The organism is Pseudomonas reinekei (genome assembly GCF_001945365.1).
Lineage (GTDB): Bacteria > Pseudomonadota > Gammaproteobacteria > Pseudomonadales > Pseudomonadaceae > Aquipseudomonas > Aquipseudomonas reinekei.
Window position 1 is genome coordinate 230,458 of the sequence record NZ_MSTQ01000005.1, and the last position, 15,769, is coordinate 246,226.

The following is a 15,769-nucleotide window of genomic DNA, read 5'->3' on the forward strand; positions in this document are numbered from 1 at the left end:
TTGAGAGTCCCCCTCGCGATGACGCCTCTAGACACCAAGCGCCCGCTGCAGCTCAATGATCAGGGCCAGCTGCGCCACTTCCTCTCGCTCGACGGTCTGCGCCGCGAGTTGCTGACGGAAATCCTCGACACCGCCGATTCCTTCCTCGAAGTCGGCGCCCGGGCCGTGAAAAAAGTCCCGTTGCTGCGCGGCAAGACCGTGTGCAACGTGTTCTTCGAGAACTCGACCCGCACCCGCACCACCTTCGAACTGGCGGCCCAGCGCTTGTCGGCAGACGTGATCACCCTGAACGTGTCGACATCGTCGGCGAGCAAGGGGGAAACCCTGCTCGACACCCTGCGCAACCTCGAAGCCATGGCTGCCGACATGTTCGTCGTGCGTCACGGTGATTCCGGTGCCGCGCACTTCATCGCCGAGCATGTCTGCCCGCAAGTGGCGATCATCAACGGCGGCGACGGCCGTCACGCGCACCCGACCCAGGGCATGCTCGACATGCTGACCATCCGCCGGCACAAGGGCGGCTTCGAAAACCTTTCGGTGGCCATCGTCGGCGACATCCTGCACTCGCGGGTCGCACGCTCGAACATGCTGGCCCTGAAAACCCTGGGCTGCCCGGACATCCGCGTGATCGCCCCCAAAACCCTGCTGCCGATCGGCATCGAGCAATACGGCGTGAAGGTCTACACCGACATGACCGAAGGCTTGAAGGACGTGGACGTGGTGATCATGTTGCGCCTGCAGCGTGAACGCATGACCGGCGGCCTGTTGCCAAGCGAAGGCGAGTTCTATCGCCTGTTCGGCCTGACCACCGCACGCCTGGCCGGCGCCAAACCCGATGCCATCGTCATGCACCCGGGGCCGATCAATCGGGGGGTGGAGATCGAGTCAGCGGTGGCCGACGGTCCGCATTCGGTGATTCTCAATCAAGTGACCTACGGCATCGCGATTCGCATGGCCGTGCTGTCCATGGCCATGAGCGGGCAGACGGCCCAGCGCCAATTCGAGCAGGAGAACGTTCAGTGAAGCTCAGCATTCTCGGCGCACGCGTCATCGACCCGGCCAGCGGCCTGGATCAAGTCACCGATATTCATATTGAAGCCTGCAAGATCGTCGCCCTTGGCGCCGCACCGGCTGGTTTTGTCGCAGTCGACACCATCGATGCCACAGGCCTGGTGGCCGCTCCGGGCCTGGTCGACCTCAACGTCGCCCTGCGCGAGCCGGGCTACAGCCGCAAAGGCTCGATCATCAGCGAAACCCGTGCCGCAGCGGCCGGCGGTGTCACTAGCCTGTGCTGCCCTCCGAAAACCAGACCGGTGCTGGACACCTCGGCCGTGGCCGAACTGATCCTCGACCGCGCCCGCGAAGCCGGAAACGCTAAAGTGTTCCCGATTGGTGCACTGAGCAAAGGCCTGGACGGCGAACAACTGGCCGAGCTGGTCGCGTTGCGCGATGCCGGTTGCGTCGCCTTCGGCAATGGCCTGGAGAGCTTCCGCAACACCCGCACCCTGTGCCGGGCGCTGGAGTATGCGGCGACCTTCGACCTGACAGTGATTTTCAACTCCCAGGATCATGACCTGGCCGAAGGGGGCCTGGCCCATGAAGGCCCGACCGCCAGCTTCCTCGGTCTCCCGGGCATTCCGGAAACCGCCGAAACCGTGGCCCTGGCCCGCGACCTGTTGCTGGTCGAGCAAAGCGGCGTGCGCGCACACTTCAGCCAGCTGACCAGCGCGCGCGGTGTGGCCTTGATCGCCCAGGCGCAGGCACGTGGCCTGAAAGTCACGGCGGATGTGGCGTTGTATCAGCTGATCCTGACCGACGAAGCGCTGATCGACTTCAGCAGCCTCTATCACGTCCAGCCACCCCTGCGCACCCGGGCCGACCGCGAGGGTCTGCGTGCGGCCGTGAAGTCGGGCGTGGTTTCAGCCATTTCCAGCCATCACCAACCCCACGAACGCGATGCCAAACTGGCGCCGTTCGGCGCGACCGAGCCGGGCATCAGCAGTGTTGAATTGCTGCTGCCGCTGGCGATGACACTGGTGGAAGATGGTTTGCTGGACTTGCCGACGCTACTGGCGCGCTTGAGTGCTGGCCCTGCCGAGGTCTTGCGCCTGCCAGCGGGCAAGCTGGCAGTCGGTGGCGCAGCGGACATCGTGCTGTTCGACCCGGCGGCCTCGACCGTGGCCGGTGAAACCTGGTTGTCCAAAGGCGAGAACTGCCCGTTCATTGGGCATAGCCTGCCGGGCGTAGTGCGTTACACCTTGGTGGATGGTCGGATCAGCCACCAGGCTTAAGACCCTGTGGCGAGGGAGCTTGCTCCCGCTAGGGCGCGCAGCGGCCTCAAGATGGGCCTGCTACGCAGTCCAGCGGGAGCAAGCTCCCTCGCCACAACTTACTGAAAGGCGCCTCTGTTTTGCGCGTTACGCACCGACACTTGATCGTTCAGCGTCCAGAAGTCATAGAGCACCCCAAGAAAGAACAACCCGCCCGTCAACAAGTACAGCAAACCGCTGATCCACTTGCCCTGATACATCCGGTGCACACCGAACACACCCAGGAACGTCAGCAGAATCCACGCCACGTTGTATTCGATTGGCCCGGCGGCAAAACGCAGATCCGCTTCACGGTCCATGGCCGGGATCAGGAACAGGTCGATCAACCAGCCGATGCCCAGCAACCCGAAGGTGAAAAACCAGATCGTACCGGTCACCGGCTTGCCGTAATAAAACCGGTGAGCGCCGGTAAAACCGAAAATCCACAGCAGGTAACCGATCACTTTGCTGTGGGTGTCCTGATGCGGAACGGGGGGGTGATAGGTGTTCATGGATGACCTCGATTCATACGATAGATAAATATTCTTGAATTCTTTGTGACTTTTTTACGGGCGCCCGACATTCGGCAAATGCTACCTTCACTCCCGTCAAAGCCTTATTACACCTGACTTCTGTCCGACAATTGCGTGCAATTGCCGCTTATTTGGTTCCGTTGACCCCCAGGTTGAATCGACCAACGGCCTCGGAACGACAAAAAAAGCTGTTATAAAGTTGCGCGTTCACCTATTCGAGCCTTGCCTAATGCGTTCATTTTTCAAGACATGGCTAACCATTTGCCTTTTGATGCCACTGGCCGCCCACGCCACCAATCGTGAGCAACGTCTTCCAAACGTTAATGGTTACACCCCAAAATCCCATGCTTCTGCTCCTTCGAGCAAAAGCAAAAAAGCAGTCAGAACCGCTCCTGAACTGGCCAGCAAAAGCAGCCTGGTGCCGCCAATGGCCACCAAGGAAAGCAGCAATGTGCTGAGCCGCGCCGTCAACGTCCTCGGTACACCGTACCGTTGGGGCGGCAGCAGCCCGAGCAAAGGCTTCGACTGCAGCGGCCTGGTGAAATACGCGTTCAACGACGCTACCTTTGACCTGCCACGCACGTCCAATGCCATGGCCAGTGGTCATGGCGAGAAAGTCGATCGCAAGGACCTCAAGCCCGGCGACCTGATTTTCTTCAACATCAAGAGCCGTCGAGTCAACCACGTTGCCATCTACCTGGGCAACGACCGCTTCATCCACGCACCGCGCCGTGGCAAGTCGGTGACCATCGACACCCTGAAGAAACCGTACTGGGAAAACCACTACGTGGTTGCCAAGCGGGTTCTGCCGAAAGAACAGAATGCGTTGCGGGTTGTTCAGCGCTGATCTGAAACCGCCCGTCCTCTGAGGGTACTTGTGGCGAGGGAGCTTGCGCCCTCGCCACAGGCAGCATTTCAATCCTCAAAACCCATCCGGTGACCGCGCCTTCTCCCGCGCATGCTCCCGACTGACCAAGCCCTTGGTCACCAAATCCTTCAAGCCCATATCCAGCGTCTGCATCCCCAGCGACCCACCCGACTGGATGGACGAATACATCTGCGCCACCTTGTCTTCGCGGATCAGGTTACGGATCGCCGATGTCCCCAGCATGATTTCGTGAGCGGCAATGCGCCCGCCGCCGATCTTCTTCACCAGTGTCTGCGACACCACTGCCAGCAACGACTCGGACAACATCGAGCGCACCATGGATTTCTCGTCCCCCGGAAATACGTCGACGATCCGGTCGATGGTCTTCGCCGCCGAGGTGGTGTGCAGCGTGCCGAACACCAGGTGGCCGGTTTCGGCAGCGGTCAGTGCGAGGCGAATGGTTTCAAGATCTCGCATCTCCCCCACCAGAATCACGTCCGGGTCTTCACGCAGCGCCGAACGCAGCGCCGTGGCGAAGCTGCGGGTGTCGCGGTGCACTTCCCGCTGATTGATCAGGCATTTGCGCGATTCGTGGATGAACTCGATCGGGTCTTCGATGGTGAGGATGTGGTGATGGCGATGGTTGTTCAGGTAATCGATCATCGCCGCCAGCGTGGTGGACTTGCCGGAACCGGTCGGGCCGGTGACCAGCACCAGGCCGCGAGGCGCATCGGTCATCTTGCGGAACACCTCGCCCATGCCCAGTTCATCCATGGTAAGAACTCTGGACGGGATCGTGCGGAAGACCGCGCCGGCACCGCGACTCTGATTGAACGCGTTGACCCGGAAACGCGCCACGCCGGGTACGTCAAAGGAAAAGTCGGTTTCCAGGTGTTTTTCGAAGTCGACGCGCTGGGTGTCGTTCATGATGTCGTAGATGAGCGCCTGTACTTGCTTATGATCCAGCGCCGGCAGGTTGATGCGTCGCACGTCGCCATCAACGCGGATCATCGGCGGCAGGCCAGCGGACAGGTGCAGATCGGATGCGCCCTGTTTGGCGCTGAACGCGAGCAATTCAGTGATATCCATAGCGTCTCTCAATTCCAGTAGAATGCCGCGAACCTTCAGACCGCTGGCGCCTCTTGATGTCCACCATAGCAGACAACATTCTCGACGTTAGTTCTCGCATACATGCCGCAACACTCGCCGCCAACCGCGCCGAAAACAGCGTCCAGTTGCTGGCCGTGAGCAAGACCAAACCCGCACAAGCCCTGCGCGACGCCTATGCCGCCGGCCTGCGCGATTTTGGCGAGAACTATCTGCAAGAGGCCTTGGGCAAACAGCTCGAACTGGCCGACCTGCCCTTGATCTGGCACTTCATCGGCCCCATTCAATCGAACAAGACTCGCGCTATTGCCGAGCATTTCGATTGGGTGCATTCCGTGGACCGTCTGAAAATCGCACAACGCTTGTCCGAACAGCGCCCTGCCGATTTGCCGCCGCTGAACATCTGCATCCAGGTCAACGTCAGTGGTGAAGCCAGTAAATCCGGCTGCACCCCGGCCGATCTGCCAGCCTTGGCCAACGCCATCAGCGCCCTGCCGCGCCTGACGTTGCGCGGGCTGATGGCGATCCCCGAGCCGACTGAAGATCGCGCCGCCCAGGATGCCGCTTTTGCTGCCGTGCAACGCCTGCAAGCCAGCCTGAACCTGCCACTCGACACACTATCCATGGGCATGAGCCATGACCTTGAGTCGGCCATCGCCCAAGGCGCCACCTGGGTGCGGATCGGTACCGCACTGTTTGGCGCCCGCGACTACGATCGGCCATAACCCATGGCTGACTCTCTTCTTTATAAGGACCTGACATGAGCAAGACGCGTATTGCCTTTATCGGTGCCGGCAACATGGCCGCCAGCCTGATCGGCGGCCTGCGGGCCAAAGGTCTGGACGCGGCGCAGATCCGCGCCAGCGATCCGGGCGAAGAAACCCGCGCCCGCGTGAGCGCCGAGCACGGCATCGAAGTGTTCGCCGACAATGCCCAGGCCGTCGAAGGTGCCGACGTCATCGTGCTGGCGGTCAAGCCACAGGCAATGAAAGCCGTGTGCGAAGCCCTTCGCCCGAACCTGAAGCTAGGGCAACTGGTGGTTTCGATTGCTGCCGGCATCACCTGCGCCAGCATGAACAACTGGCTCGGTGCCCAGCCAATCGTACGTTGCATGCCCAACACGCCAGCCCTGTTGCGCCAGGGTGTGAGCGGCCTGTTTGCCACCGCCGAAGTGACGGCCGAACAGCGCCAGCAAGCCCAGGAGTTGTTATCTGCGGTCGGCATCGCCCTGTGGCTGAACGAAGAGCAGCAACTGGATGCGGTCACTGCCGTTTCCGGTTCCGGCCCGGCGTACTTCTTCCTGCTGATCGAGGCGATGACCGCCGCTGGCGTGAAACTCGGCCTGCCAGCCGACATCGCCGCGCAGTTGACCCTGCAAACCGCTCTGGGCGCCGCGCACATGGCCGTATCCAGTGACGTCGACGCCGCTGAACTGCGCCGCCGCGTGACCTCGCCCGCGGGCACCACGGAAGCCGCCATCAAATCTTTCCAGGCCAACGGCTTCGAAGCTCTGGTAGAACAAGCACTGGGCGCCGCCGCACACCGCTCCGCCGAGATGGCTGAGCAACTTGGCCGCTAATCAGCACTAAATAAGGAATCAATAATGCTCGGACTCAATGACGCTGCCATTTTTGTGATTCAAACCCTGGGCAGCCTGTATCTGCTGATCGTGCTGTTGCGCTTCATCCTGCAACTGGTGCGCGCCAACTTCTACAACCCGCTCTGCCAGTTCGCCGTGAAGGCCACTCAGCCGCTGCTCAAGCCACTACGCCGGGTAATCCCGAGCATGTTCGGCCTGGACATGTCGTCGCTGGTGCTGGCGCTGCTGGTGCAAATGGTGCTGTTCGCCGTCATCCTGCTGCTCAGCGGCTACTCGGTCGACGTTTTGTTCCTGGTGCCTTGGGCACTGATCGGTATCTTCGCGCTGTTTTTGAAGATCCTGTTCTGGGCGATGATCATCAGTGTGATCCTTTCCTGGGTTGCTCCTGGCAGCCACAACCCGGGCGCGGAACTGGTCCAGCAGATCACCGAGCCGGTCCTCGCGCCATTCCGCCGGATCATCCCGAACCTGGGCGGCCTGGATATCTCGCCGATCTTCGCGTTCATTGTGCTGCAATTGCTGCAAAGCTGGCTGATCCCGCGCCTGGCTTACTACGCGCTGATGCCGAAGGAACTGTTTGGGCTGATCTAAACCGCATCATCGTTCTTCGCGAGCAGGCTCGCTCCCCCATTGGAATGCGTTCCCCCTGTGGGAACGAGCCTGCTCGCGATGGCTGCGCCTCGGTCTGACTGAATGAAAATCAGGCCGGACCTTTGCTTGCCGCTAAACCCACCGGTCTTTAGACTTACGCCTCATTTCAACGAGAGCAGGGTCGATGCCAGCTGCCTTTCCCCCCGATTCTGTTGGTCTGGTGACGCCGCAAGTGGCGCACTTCAGCGAACCCCTGGCATTGGCCTGCGGTCGTTCGCTTCCAGCCTATGACCTGATTTACGAAACCTACGGCACGCTGAACGCCACGGCGAGCAACGCCGTGCTGATCTGCCACGCCTTGTCCGGCCACCACCACGCGGCTGGCTATCACAGCGTCGACGACCGCAAACCCGGTTGGTGGGACAGCTGCATCGGCCCCGGCAAGCCCATCGATACCAGCAAATTCTTCGTGGTCAGCCTGAACAACCTCGGCGGTTGCAATGGCTCTACCGGCCCTAGCAGCATCAACCCGGACACCGGCAAGCCGTTCGGTGCCGACTTCCCGGTGCTGACCGTGGAAGACTGGGTGCACAGCCAGGCGCGTCTGGCCGATCGCCTCGGCATCGCCCAATTCGCAGCCGTGATCGGCGGCAGCCTCGGCGGCATGCAGGCGATGCAATGGAGCATCACCTACCCTGACCGCATCCGTCATTGCCTGGCCATCGCCTCGGCTCCCAAACTGTCGGCGCAGAACATCGCCTTCAACGAAGTGGCACGCCAGGCGATTCTCACTGACCCTGAGTTCCACGGCGGTTCATTCCAGGAACATGGCGTGATCCCCAAGCGCGGGCTGATGCTGGCGCGAATGGTCGGGCACATTACGTACCTGTCCGACGACTCCATGGGCGAAAAATTCGGTCGCGGCCTGAAAAGCGAGAAGCTCAACTACGACTTCCACAGCGTCGAGTTCCAGGTCGAGAGCTACCTGCGTTATCAGGGCGAAGAGTTCTCCGGACGCTTTGATGCCAACACCTATCTGTTGATGACCAAAGCGCTGGACTACTTCGATCCAGCGGCCAACTTCGACGATAACCTGGCAAAAACCTTCGAACACGCCACAGCAAAATTCTGCGTGATGTCGTTCACCACCGATTGGCGCTTCTCGCCTGCCCGCTCGCGGGAACTGGTGGACGCGCTGATGGCCGCGCGCAAAGACGTCTGCTATCTGGAAATCGACGCGCCGCAAGGCCACGACGCCTTCCTGATTCCGATCCCGCGTTACTTGCAGGCATTCGGCAACTACATGAACCGCATTACGTTGTGAGAGAGCCATGAGAGCTGATCTGGAAATCATCCAGGAATGGATCCCCGCCGGTAGCCGCGTGCTCGACCTCGGTTGCGGCGACGGCGAACTGCTGACCTGGCTGCGCGACAACAAGCAAGTCACCGGCTACGGCCTGGAAAACGACGCGGACAACATCGCCGAGTGCGTGGCCAAGGGCATCAACGTCATCGAACAGGACCTGGACAAGGGCCTGGGCAACTTCGCCAGCAACAGCTTTGATGTCGTGGTCATGACCCAGGCGCTGCAAGCAGTGCATTACCCGGACAAGATCCTCGATGAAATGCTGCGGGTTGGCCGCCAGTGCATCATCACCTTTCCCAACTTCGGTCACTGGCGTTGCCGCTGGTACCTGGCGAGCAAAGGACGGATGCCGGTCTCCGAGTTCCTGCCCTACACCTGGTACAACACGCCGAACATCCACTTCTGCACCTTCGCAGACTTTGAAGCCTTGTGTCGCGAACGTGAAGCCAAGGTCATTGATCGGCTAGCCGTGGATCAACAGCATCGGCACGGGTGGGCCAGTAAGCTATGGCCTAATCTGTTAGGTGAGATCGGTATTTACCGCGTCAGCAGCCCGGGGCTTGCAGACCATAAGGTCGCGGTCTGATTCAGCACATTTCCAGGAGAACAATCATGGGTCGTCTAGCGCTGTTTTTACTCACTGCCTGCCTCAGCGTCACCGCCGTGGCCGCCGACGCCATCAAAGGCGAGCGCAAGGAAACGTTTGGCGACGTCACCGTGCACTACAACACCTTCAACTCCACCTTCCTGACGCCGGACATCGCCAAGTCGGCTGAACTGATCCGCAGCAAGCATCAGGGGGTGATCAACATTTCGGTGATCAAGGACGGCAAGCCGCTGATCGCGCAGGTCAGCGGTACAGTCAAAGACCTGACCAGCCAAAGCGTGCCGCTGAACTTCAAACAGGTCACCGAGCAAGGCGCGATTTACTACATCGCCCAGTACCCGGTGCCCCAGCAGGAAACCCGCACCTTCGAAATCAAGGTGCAGACCGGTGACAAAATCAACACCATCAACTTCAACCAAGAGCTTTTCCCCGGCCAATGATCAACTTCACGCAACTCGTATTGGCCAGCCATAACGCCGGCAAACTCAAGGAACTCCAGGCCATGCTCGGCCAATCGGTGCATCTGCGCTCGATCGGCGAATTCAGCAGCATCGAGCCTGAAGAAACCGGTCTGTCGTTCGTCGAGAACGCCATCCTCAAGGCCCGTAATGCCTCGCGCATTTCCGGCCTGCCGGCGCTGGCCGACGATTCCGGGCTGGCGGTGGATTTCCTCGGTGGCGCGCCGGGTATCTACTCGGCCCGTTATGCCGACGGCAAAGGCGATGCAGCAAACAACGCCAAGCTGCTGGACGCGCTGAAAGACTTGCCGGAAGCCGAACGCGGCGCTCAGTTTGTCTGCGTGCTGGCGCTGGTGCGTCACGCCGATGATCCACTGCCGATCCTCTGCGAAGGCTTATGGCACGGGCGCATCCTGACCCAGGCCAGCGGCGAACACGGTTTTGGCTACGACCCGCTGTTCTGGGTGCCGGAGCGCGATTGCTCCAGCGCCGAGTTGACCCCGGCCGACAAGAATCAGATCAGCCACCGCGCCCGTGCAATGGATCTGCTGCGCCAGCGCCTGGGCTTGAAATGACCCGTGAATCGTCTGCATCGCCCCTGATTTTCGGCGGCGATGCGCAATCGCCTCGGGCGGCCCTGCCGGTGCTGCCGCCCCTGGCGCTCTACATCCACATTCCGTGGTGCGTACGCAAATGCCCTTATTGCGACTTCAACTCCCACACCGCCAGCCCCGTGCTGCCGGAAGAGGCGTATGTCGAGGCGTTGCTGGCCGACCTCGATCAGGACCTGCATGCCGTTTACGGGCGAGAGCTGAGCTCGATTTTTTTCGGCGGCGGTACGCCGAGCCTGTTCAGCGCCCAGGCCTTGGGCCGATTGCTCAAGGGCGTGGAACAGCGCATTGCGTTTGCCAGCGATATCGAAATCACGCTTGAAGCCAACCCCGGCACGTTTGAACAAGACAAGTTCGTGGCGTATCGGAAACTGGGGATCAATCGCCTGTCGATCGGCATCCAGAGCTTCCAGCAGGAAAAACTCCAGGCTTTGGGCCGCATCCACAACGGTGACGAAGCGGTGCGCGCCGCCGGCATGGCACGTCAGGCCGGGTTCGATAATTTCAACCTGGACTTGATGCACGGTCTGCCGGATCAGTCCCTGGACGACGCCCTCGCGGACCTGCGCACCGCGATTGCCCTGAAACCGACGCACCTGTCCTGGTATCAGCTGACCCTGGAGCCGAACACCGTGTTCTGGAACCAGCCGCCGACGCTGCCCGAAGACGACACGCTGTGGGACATTCAGGAAGCGGGTCAGGCGCTGCTCGCCGAACACGGTTACGCACAATACGAAGTCTCGGCCTATGCCCTGCCCGGTCGCCCGGCGCGGCATAACCTCAATTACTGGAGTTTTGGCGACTTCATCGGCATTGGCGCCGGCGCCCACGGCAAGCTCAGTCATCCGGACGGGCGCATTGTCCGCACCTGGAAGACGCGCTTGCCGAAGGACTATCTGAATCCGGCGAAAAGCTTCAAGGCCGGCGAGAAAGCGCTGGGCAACGATGAGATGCCGTTCGAGTTCCTGATGAACGCACTGCGACTGACCGAAGGCGTCGAATCACGACTGTACCCGGAACGTACCGGCATGACCCTGGAAAGCCTTGCCGAAGGCCGCCGTGAAGCCGAACAAAGCGGCCTGTTGCAGGTCGAACCGTCACGTCTGGTAGCCACGACGCGCGGACAACTTTTCCTCAACGACTTGCTGCAGAAATTTCTGACATAAGGAAATCGAATGGATTTGGTACTCGACCTGCTTGCCACCGTGTCTCGCTGGAGCCGCAGCAACCTCTCGGAAATCGCCCTGGCCCTGGTGGGTTGTCTGCTGGTGCTGTTCGGTGCAGATTTCAAAGGTTGGGTCGAGCAACGCCTGGGCAGCATCGCCGGCGCCCTGCGCGTTCCCCTGATGGCCCTGCTGTGCATGATCGGCAGCGGCGCTGCGCTGATCTACGCTACGCCATGGATCGTCAAAGGCTTGAGCCAGTTCAACAACTACAGCCTGGCGCCGGTGTTGCTGGTGGTGTTGGTGCTCATCGGTGTAGTTGCTGACCGCCGCTGATCTCAGCAACCCCCACAGTTTGCAGGGTGTGAGCTTAGGACTGTTTTTCGAACTTCAAATCCCACACGCCATGCCCAAGACGCTCGCCGCGGCGTTCGAACTTGGTGATCGGCCGCTCGGCCGGGCGTGGCACGCACTGGCCGTCTTCGGCGAGGTTGCGATAACCCGGCGCAACATTCATCACTTCCAGCATGTATTCCGCGTACGGCTCCCAGTCGGTGGCCATGTGCAAAATGCCGCCGACCTTCAGCTTGCTGCGCACCAGCTCGGCAAACGATGCCTGAACGATACGACGCTTGTGGTGACGGCTCTTGTGCCAAGGGTCCGGGAAAAACAGCATCAGGCGATCAAGGCTGTTGTCGGCGATGCAGCGGTTGAGCACTTCGATCGCATCGCAATCGTAGACTCGCAGGTTGGTCAAACCCTGGGTCAGCACGCCATTGAGCAGCGCGCCGACACCCGGACGGTGAACCTCGACGCCAATGAAATCCTGCTCCGGCGACGCCGCTGCCATTTCCAGCAACGAATGGCCCATGCCGAAACCGATTTCCAGCGAGCGCGGCGCCGAGCGACCGAACACCTGGTCGAAGTCCACTGGCGCGTCCGCCAGCGGCAACACGAATTTCGGTGCGCCCTGGTCCAGGCCGCGCTGCTGGCCTTCGGTCATGCGCCCGGCGCGCATCACGAAACTCTTGATGCGGCGGTGTTGGCGCTCGTCGCCTTCTTCCGTCTGGATTGGCGTGTCGTTTGATTCAGTCATCAATGGCTCTTACTTGATCAGACCATCCAGCGGCGAGGAGGCGCTGGCATAGAGTTTTTTCGGCATGCGGCCGGCGAGGTAGGCCAGGCGGCCCGCGACGATCGCGTGTTTCATGGCTTCAGCCATCATGATCGGCTGCTGGGCGTGGGCGATAGCCGAGTTCATCAGCACCGCGTCGCAGCCCAGCTCCATGGCAATGGTGGCGTCGGAAGCGGTACCGACACCGGCATCCACCAGCACCGGGATCCTGGCCTCTTCAAGGATAATCTGCAGGTTGTAGGGATTGCAGATCCCCAGGCCAGAACCGATCAGGCCGGCCAACGGCATCACGGCGATGCAGCCGATTTCCGCCAACTGACGGGCAATGATCGGGTCATCGCTGGTGTAGACCATCACGTCAAAACCTTCCTTGACCAGTGTTTCAGCCGCCTTGAGGGTTTCGATCACGTTGGGAAACAAGGTTTTCTGGTCGGCCAGCACTTCCAGCTTCACCAGGTTGTGACCATCGAGCAGCTCACGGGCCAGGCGACAGGTGCGCACGGCCTCGATCGCGTCGTAGCAACCGGCGGTGTTCGGCAGGAAGGTGTAGCGATCCGGCGACAGTACTTCGAGCAGGTTCGGCTCGCCCTCGATCTGGCCAAGGTTGGTGCGGCGCACGGCAAAGGTGACGATCTCGGCACCCGAAGCTTCGATGGCGGTGCGGGTTTCTTCCATGTCACGGTACTTGCCGGTACCGACCAGCAAACGCGACTGGTAAGTACGACCGGCCAGGACGAAAGGCTTGTCGCTACGAACGATGCTCATGGGAAATCCTCTGTAGGGCTTGCTGAATGCTGTGGCCATTCGGCCGGGGCGACTAGCCGCCGCCGATGGCGTGCACGACTTCGACGTTGTCGCCGTCGTTCAATGCAGTAACTGCGTGCTGACTGCGCGGGACGATATCCAGATTGAGTTCGACCGCCACCCGCCGTCCGGTCAGGTCCAGACGGGTCAGCAGGGCCGCAACGGTTTCACCGTCGGGCAGTTCAAAGGATTCGCCGTTCAACTGAATGCGCATGCCGGATGCCGCCATCATTTTTAGGGGCTGGCATTCTAGCCCGATCAGACTGGGCGACCCAAGCCATTCGTCATGAAATGGACCGCGCAGTCAGCTCAACCGCCAGGCGGCGAGCCCCAGGCAGAACCAGCCCACCAGAAACGCCAGCCCGCCAAAGGGCGTGATGATGCCGAGCTTGCTGACACCGGTCAGCGTCAGCACATACAGGCTGCCGGAGAACAGCAGGATGCCGATGGCGAACGATGCGCCGGCCCACGTCACGAGGCGTCCGGGAATCTGCGTGGCCAGCAATGCAACACCCAATAACGCCAATGTGTGCACCAGTTGATAGGTGACGCCGGTATGGAAAATCGCCAGGTACTCGGCGCTCAGGCGACTTTTCAGACCGTGGGCGGCAAAGGCCCCAAGGCCGACACCGGTGAAACCGAAAAAAGCGGCCAGCATCAGAAAGCCACGCAGCATGAAGAACTCCAGTCAGACTCGATCAACAGGGTCTGTATAATGGCCCGCTCCACGGGTTCGGCCAAGCCATCTCTATGCTGCGTATCTATTTCCGTCGTTTCATCAAGGCCGTGCTCTGGTTCATGGGCGGCAGCGTCTTGCTGGTTCTGATCTTCCGCGTGGTGCCGCCACCAGGAACGGCGCTGATGGTCGAGCGCAAGATCGAATCCTGGATCGATGGCGAGCCCATCGACTTGCAACGCTCATGGAAGCCGTGGGATGAAATCTCCAACGACCTGAAAGTCGCGGTAATTGCCGGCGAAGACCAGAAATTCCCCGAGCATTGGGGCTTCGACGTCAATGCGATCAAGGCGGCGCTGGCCCACAACGAACTCGGCGGCTCGATTCGCGGCGCCAGCACCCTCAGCCAGCAAGTGTCGAAAAACCTGTTCCTGTGGTCCGGCCGCAGCTGGCTTCGTAAAGGCCTGGAAGCCTGGTTTACCGGACTCATCGAGGTGTTCTGGCCCAAGCAGCGGATTCTTGAGGTGTACCTCAACAGCGTGGAGTGGGACGACGGTGTATTTGGCGCCGAGGCGGCGGCCAGGCATCACTTTGGCGTGAGCGCCAAAGGTCTCAGCCGCCAGCAGTCGAGTTTGTTGGCGGCCGTTTTGCCCAACCCGCGCGTGTGGAGTGCCAGCCATCCGACCCCGTACGTGGCGCGTCGCGCAGGCTGGATTCGGCGGCAGATGAGTCAGTTGGGTGGGGACAGTTATCTGGTAGGGCTTAATGATTCGCGGCGGGCACCTTGGTCCCAATAACACCGCAAATCCCCTGTAGGAATGAGCCCGCGCGCGATTGCGGTCCATCATTCAATGTTGATATGGCCTGACCCATCGCTTTCGCGAGCAGGCTCGCTCCCACATTGGCCTTGTGGAGACCTGAAACAAAAACGCCCCGATCAATGATCGGGGCGTTTTTTATTGCCTGTTCGCCGATTAGGCGGCAATCGACAACTTGAGCTTGTTCATCGCGCTCTTTTCCAGCTGACGGATACGCTCGGCCGAGACGTTGTACTTTTGCGCAAGGTCGTGCAGCGTGGCTTTTTCTTCTGCCAGCCAGCGCTGGTAGAGGATGTCACGGCTACGGTCGTCCAGCACTTCCAGCGCTTCGTGCAGGTTGTGGTTGGAGTTGTCGCTCCAGTCGGCATCTTCCAGCTGACGCGCCGGGTCGTACCGGTGGTCTTCCAGATAGTTGGCCGGCGACTGGAAAGCACTGTCGTCGTCGGCTTCGGCTGCCGGGTCGAAGGCCATGTCGTGACCGGTCAGGCGACTTTCCATCTCGCGCACTTCCCGAGGCTCCACGCCGAGGCTTTCTGCCACGCGATGGACTTCCTCGTTGTTCAACCAGGCCAGACGCTTTTTCTGGCTGCGCAGGTTGAAGAACAGCTTGCGCTGGGCCTTGGTGGTCGCGACTTTCACAATGCGCCAGTTGCGCAGGATGAACTCGTGGATTTCCGCCTTGATCCAGTGCACCGCAAAGGACACCAGGCGCACGCCCATTTCCGGGTTGAAGCGCTTCACGGCCTTCATCAAGCCGACGTTACCTTCCTGGATCAGGTCAGCCTGAGCCAGACCGTAGCCGGAATAGCTACGGGCGATATGTACGACAAAACGCAGGTGGGCGAGCACCATCTGCCGAGCCGCCTCAAGATCCTGCTCATAATAGAGACTCTCGGCCAGTTCACGCTCCTGCTCCGGCGTCAGCAATGGAATGCTGTTGACGGTGTGCACATAGGCTTCCAGGTTTGCACCCGGAACCAACGCGTACGCAGGTTGCAAAGAATTGGTCATACGAAAAAACCTCCGACTTACAGACTCGTGCCAGTGGCACTGCGAAAATTGACCGGAAACCGAAAGACAAGTTCCCCTTGAAAATGCAAGGTCAATCACGCGCAAAAAAGAT

At 60.6% G+C, this 15,769-nt stretch carries 20 protein-coding genes; 13 read left to right on the forward strand and 7 right to left on the reverse strand.

Features of this window, described 5'->3' with window-relative positions:
- Window positions 1-18 precede the first annotated feature (18 nt).
- Entirely contained in the window at window positions 19-1,023 is a 1,005-nt protein-coding gene (locus BVK86_RS10120; RefSeq protein WP_020797380.1) for an aspartate carbamoyltransferase catalytic subunit, read from the forward strand.
- Complete coding sequence (locus BVK86_RS10125; RefSeq protein WP_075946306.1) at window positions 1,020-2,291, forward strand: dihydroorotase; 1,272 nt, start codon at window positions 1,020-1,022, stop codon at window positions 2,289-2,291. The genes BVK86_RS10120 and BVK86_RS10125 overlap by 4 nt, the downstream gene beginning before the upstream one ends.
- A 98-nt stretch (window positions 2,292-2,389) precedes the next feature.
- Here BVK86_RS10125 and BVK86_RS10130 read toward each other — a convergent pair whose 3' ends face one another.
- Window positions 2,390-2,821: an NINE protein gene (locus BVK86_RS10130; protein WP_075946307.1), complete on the reverse strand. Its 432-nt coding sequence runs from the start codon at window positions 2,819-2,821 to the stop codon at window positions 2,390-2,392.
- A 250-nt stretch (window positions 2,822-3,071) separates the two neighbouring features.
- Here BVK86_RS10130 and BVK86_RS10135 point away from each other — a divergent pair, with 250 nt between their 5' ends.
- Entirely contained in the window at window positions 3,072-3,689 is a 618-nt protein-coding gene (locus BVK86_RS10135; RefSeq protein ID WP_075946308.1) for a C40 family peptidase, read from the forward strand.
- Between the two features lie 75 nt (window positions 3,690-3,764).
- Here BVK86_RS10135 and BVK86_RS10140 read toward each other — a convergent pair whose 3' ends face one another.
- Entirely contained in the window at window positions 3,765-4,799 is a 1,035-nt protein-coding gene (locus tag BVK86_RS10140; RefSeq protein ID WP_075946309.1) for a type IV pilus twitching motility protein PilT, read from the reverse strand.
- A 56-nt stretch (window positions 4,800-4,855) separates the two neighbouring features.
- Between BVK86_RS10140 and BVK86_RS10145 the strand changes: the two genes are divergently transcribed.
- From BVK86_RS10145 to BVK86_RS10185, 9 genes are all read left to right on the forward strand, one after another.
- Entirely contained in the window at window positions 4,856-5,542 is a 687-nt protein-coding gene (locus BVK86_RS10145) for a YggS family pyridoxal phosphate-dependent enzyme (RefSeq protein ID WP_075946310.1), read from the forward strand.
- A gap of 35 nt (window positions 5,543-5,577) precedes the next feature.
- A complete protein-coding gene (gene proC, locus BVK86_RS10150; RefSeq protein ID WP_075946311.1) occupies window positions 5,578-6,396 on the forward strand; it encodes a pyrroline-5-carboxylate reductase in 819 nt (272 codons plus the stop codon).
- A 24-nt stretch (window positions 6,397-6,420) separates the two neighbouring features.
- Complete coding sequence (locus BVK86_RS10155) at window positions 6,421-7,008, forward strand: YggT family protein (RefSeq protein ID WP_075946312.1); 588 nt, start codon at window positions 6,421-6,423, stop codon at window positions 7,006-7,008.
- 184 nt (window positions 7,009-7,192) lie between these two features.
- Entirely contained in the window at window positions 7,193-8,332 is a 1,140-nt protein-coding gene (metX, locus tag BVK86_RS10160) for a homoserine O-succinyltransferase MetX (RefSeq protein ID WP_075946313.1), read from the forward strand.
- 7 nt (window positions 8,333-8,339) lie between these two features.
- Window positions 8,340-8,960 carry a methionine biosynthesis protein MetW gene (metW, locus tag BVK86_RS10165; RefSeq protein WP_053163314.1) on the forward strand — a complete coding sequence of 207 codons (621 nt, stop codon included), beginning with the start codon at window positions 8,340-8,342 and terminating at the stop codon, window positions 8,958-8,960.
- A gap of 26 nt (window positions 8,961-8,986) precedes the next feature.
- Complete coding sequence (locus BVK86_RS10170) at window positions 8,987-9,421, forward strand: DUF4426 domain-containing protein (protein ID WP_075946314.1); 435 nt, start codon at window positions 8,987-8,989, stop codon at window positions 9,419-9,421.
- Entirely contained in the window at window positions 9,418-10,014 is a 597-nt protein-coding gene (rdgB, locus tag BVK86_RS10175; RefSeq protein ID WP_075946315.1) for an RdgB/HAM1 family non-canonical purine NTP pyrophosphatase, read from the forward strand. The genes BVK86_RS10170 and rdgB overlap by 4 nt, the downstream gene beginning before the upstream one ends.
- Entirely contained in the window at window positions 10,011-11,216 is a 1,206-nt protein-coding gene (hemW, locus tag BVK86_RS10180; protein ID WP_075946316.1) for a radical SAM family heme chaperone HemW, read from the forward strand. The genes rdgB and hemW overlap by 4 nt, the downstream gene beginning before the upstream one ends.
- A 9-nt stretch (window positions 11,217-11,225) precedes the next feature.
- Window positions 11,226-11,549 carry a DUF3392 domain-containing protein gene (locus BVK86_RS10185; protein WP_075946317.1) on the forward strand — a complete coding sequence of 108 codons (324 nt, stop codon included), beginning with the start codon at window positions 11,226-11,228 and terminating at the stop codon, window positions 11,547-11,549.
- 34 nt (window positions 11,550-11,583) lie between these two features.
- Here BVK86_RS10185 and trmB read toward each other — a convergent pair whose 3' ends face one another.
- The 4 genes from trmB to BVK86_RS10205 form a co-directional block, all read right to left on the reverse strand.
- Window positions 11,584-12,309, reverse strand: a complete 726-nt coding sequence (trmB, locus tag BVK86_RS10190) for a tRNA (guanosine(46)-N7)-methyltransferase TrmB (RefSeq protein ID WP_075946318.1) — start codon at window positions 12,307-12,309, stop codon at window positions 11,584-11,586.
- Window positions 12,310-12,318: 9 nt separating this feature from the next.
- Window positions 12,319-13,113: a thiazole synthase gene (locus tag BVK86_RS10195; protein ID WP_075946319.1), complete on the reverse strand. Its 795-nt coding sequence runs from the start codon at window positions 13,111-13,113 to the stop codon at window positions 12,319-12,321.
- A 52-nt stretch (window positions 13,114-13,165) separates the two neighbouring features.
- Window positions 13,166-13,366, reverse strand: coding sequence for a sulfur carrier protein ThiS (thiS, locus tag BVK86_RS10200; RefSeq protein WP_162279045.1), 201 nt, complete (start codon window positions 13,364-13,366; stop codon window positions 13,166-13,168).
- 90 nt (window positions 13,367-13,456) lie between these two features.
- On the reverse strand, window positions 13,457-13,828 hold the full coding sequence (locus tag BVK86_RS10205; RefSeq protein ID WP_075946320.1) for a DUF423 domain-containing protein: 372 nt from the start codon (window positions 13,826-13,828) through the stop codon (window positions 13,457-13,459).
- A gap of 74 nt (window positions 13,829-13,902) precedes the next feature.
- On the opposite strand from BVK86_RS10205, the gene mtgA reads away from it, so the two are divergent.
- Window positions 13,903-14,625: a monofunctional biosynthetic peptidoglycan transglycosylase gene (gene mtgA / locus BVK86_RS10210; protein WP_075946321.1), complete on the forward strand. Its 723-nt coding sequence runs from the start codon at window positions 13,903-13,905 to the stop codon at window positions 14,623-14,625.
- Between the two features lie 177 nt (window positions 14,626-14,802).
- Here mtgA and rpoH read toward each other — a convergent pair whose 3' ends face one another.
- The gene (rpoH, locus tag BVK86_RS10215; protein WP_047534555.1) at window positions 14,803-15,657 is read right to left on the reverse strand and encodes an RNA polymerase sigma factor RpoH; all 855 of its coding nucleotides are present in this window, start codon (window positions 15,655-15,657) and stop codon (window positions 14,803-14,805) included.
- Window positions 15,658-15,769 lie beyond the last annotated feature (112 nt).

Coding starts and splice junctions, on each gene's coding strand:
- metX (WP_075946313.1), top strand. CDS start 7,193: ATGCCAGCTGCCTTTCCCCCCGATTCTGTTGGTCTGGTGACGCCGCAA.
- metW (WP_053163314.1), top strand. CDS start 8,340: ATGAGAGCTGATCTGGAAATCATCCAGGAATGGATCCCCGCCGGTAGC.
- BVK86_RS10120 (WP_020797380.1), top strand. CDS start 19: ATGACGCCTCTAGACACCAAGCGCCCGCTGCAGCTCAATGATCAGGGC.
- rpoH (WP_047534555.1), bottom strand. CDS start 15,657: ATGACCAATTCTTTGCAACCTGCGTACGCGTTGGTTCCGGGTGCAAAC.
- BVK86_RS10185 (WP_075946317.1), top strand. CDS start 11,226: ATGGATTTGGTACTCGACCTGCTTGCCACCGTGTCTCGCTGGAGCCGC.
- BVK86_RS10135 (WP_075946308.1), top strand. CDS start 3,072: ATGCGTTCATTTTTCAAGACATGGCTAACCATTTGCCTTTTGATGCCA.
- proC (WP_075946311.1), top strand. CDS start 5,578: ATGAGCAAGACGCGTATTGCCTTTATCGGTGCCGGCAACATGGCCGCC.
- BVK86_RS10155 (WP_075946312.1), top strand. CDS start 6,421: ATGCTCGGACTCAATGACGCTGCCATTTTTGTGATTCAAACCCTGGGC.
- trmB (WP_075946318.1), bottom strand. CDS start 12,309: ATGACTGAATCAAACGACACGCCAATCCAGACGGAAGAAGGCGACGAG.
- rdgB (WP_075946315.1), top strand. CDS start 9,418: ATGATCAACTTCACGCAACTCGTATTGGCCAGCCATAACGCCGGCAAA.
- mtgA (WP_075946321.1), top strand. CDS start 13,903: ATGCTGCGTATCTATTTCCGTCGTTTCATCAAGGCCGTGCTCTGGTTC.
- hemW (WP_075946316.1), top strand. CDS start 10,011: ATGACCCGTGAATCGTCTGCATCGCCCCTGATTTTCGGCGGCGATGCG.
- BVK86_RS10195 (WP_075946319.1), bottom strand. CDS start 13,113: ATGAGCATCGTTCGTAGCGACAAGCCTTTCGTCCTGGCCGGTCGTACT.
- BVK86_RS10205 (WP_075946320.1), bottom strand. CDS start 13,828: ATGCTGCGTGGCTTTCTGATGCTGGCCGCTTTTTTCGGTTTCACCGGT.
- BVK86_RS10145 (WP_075946310.1), top strand. CDS start 4,856: ATGTCCACCATAGCAGACAACATTCTCGACGTTAGTTCTCGCATACAT.
- thiS (WP_162279045.1), bottom strand. CDS start 13,366: ATGCGCATTCAGTTGAACGGCGAATCCTTTGAACTGCCCGACGGTGAA.
- BVK86_RS10170 (WP_075946314.1), top strand. CDS start 8,987: ATGGGTCGTCTAGCGCTGTTTTTACTCACTGCCTGCCTCAGCGTCACC.
- BVK86_RS10130 (WP_075946307.1), bottom strand. CDS start 2,821: ATGAACACCTATCACCCCCCCGTTCCGCATCAGGACACCCACAGCAAA.
- BVK86_RS10140 (WP_075946309.1), bottom strand. CDS start 4,799: ATGGATATCACTGAATTGCTCGCGTTCAGCGCCAAACAGGGCGCATCC.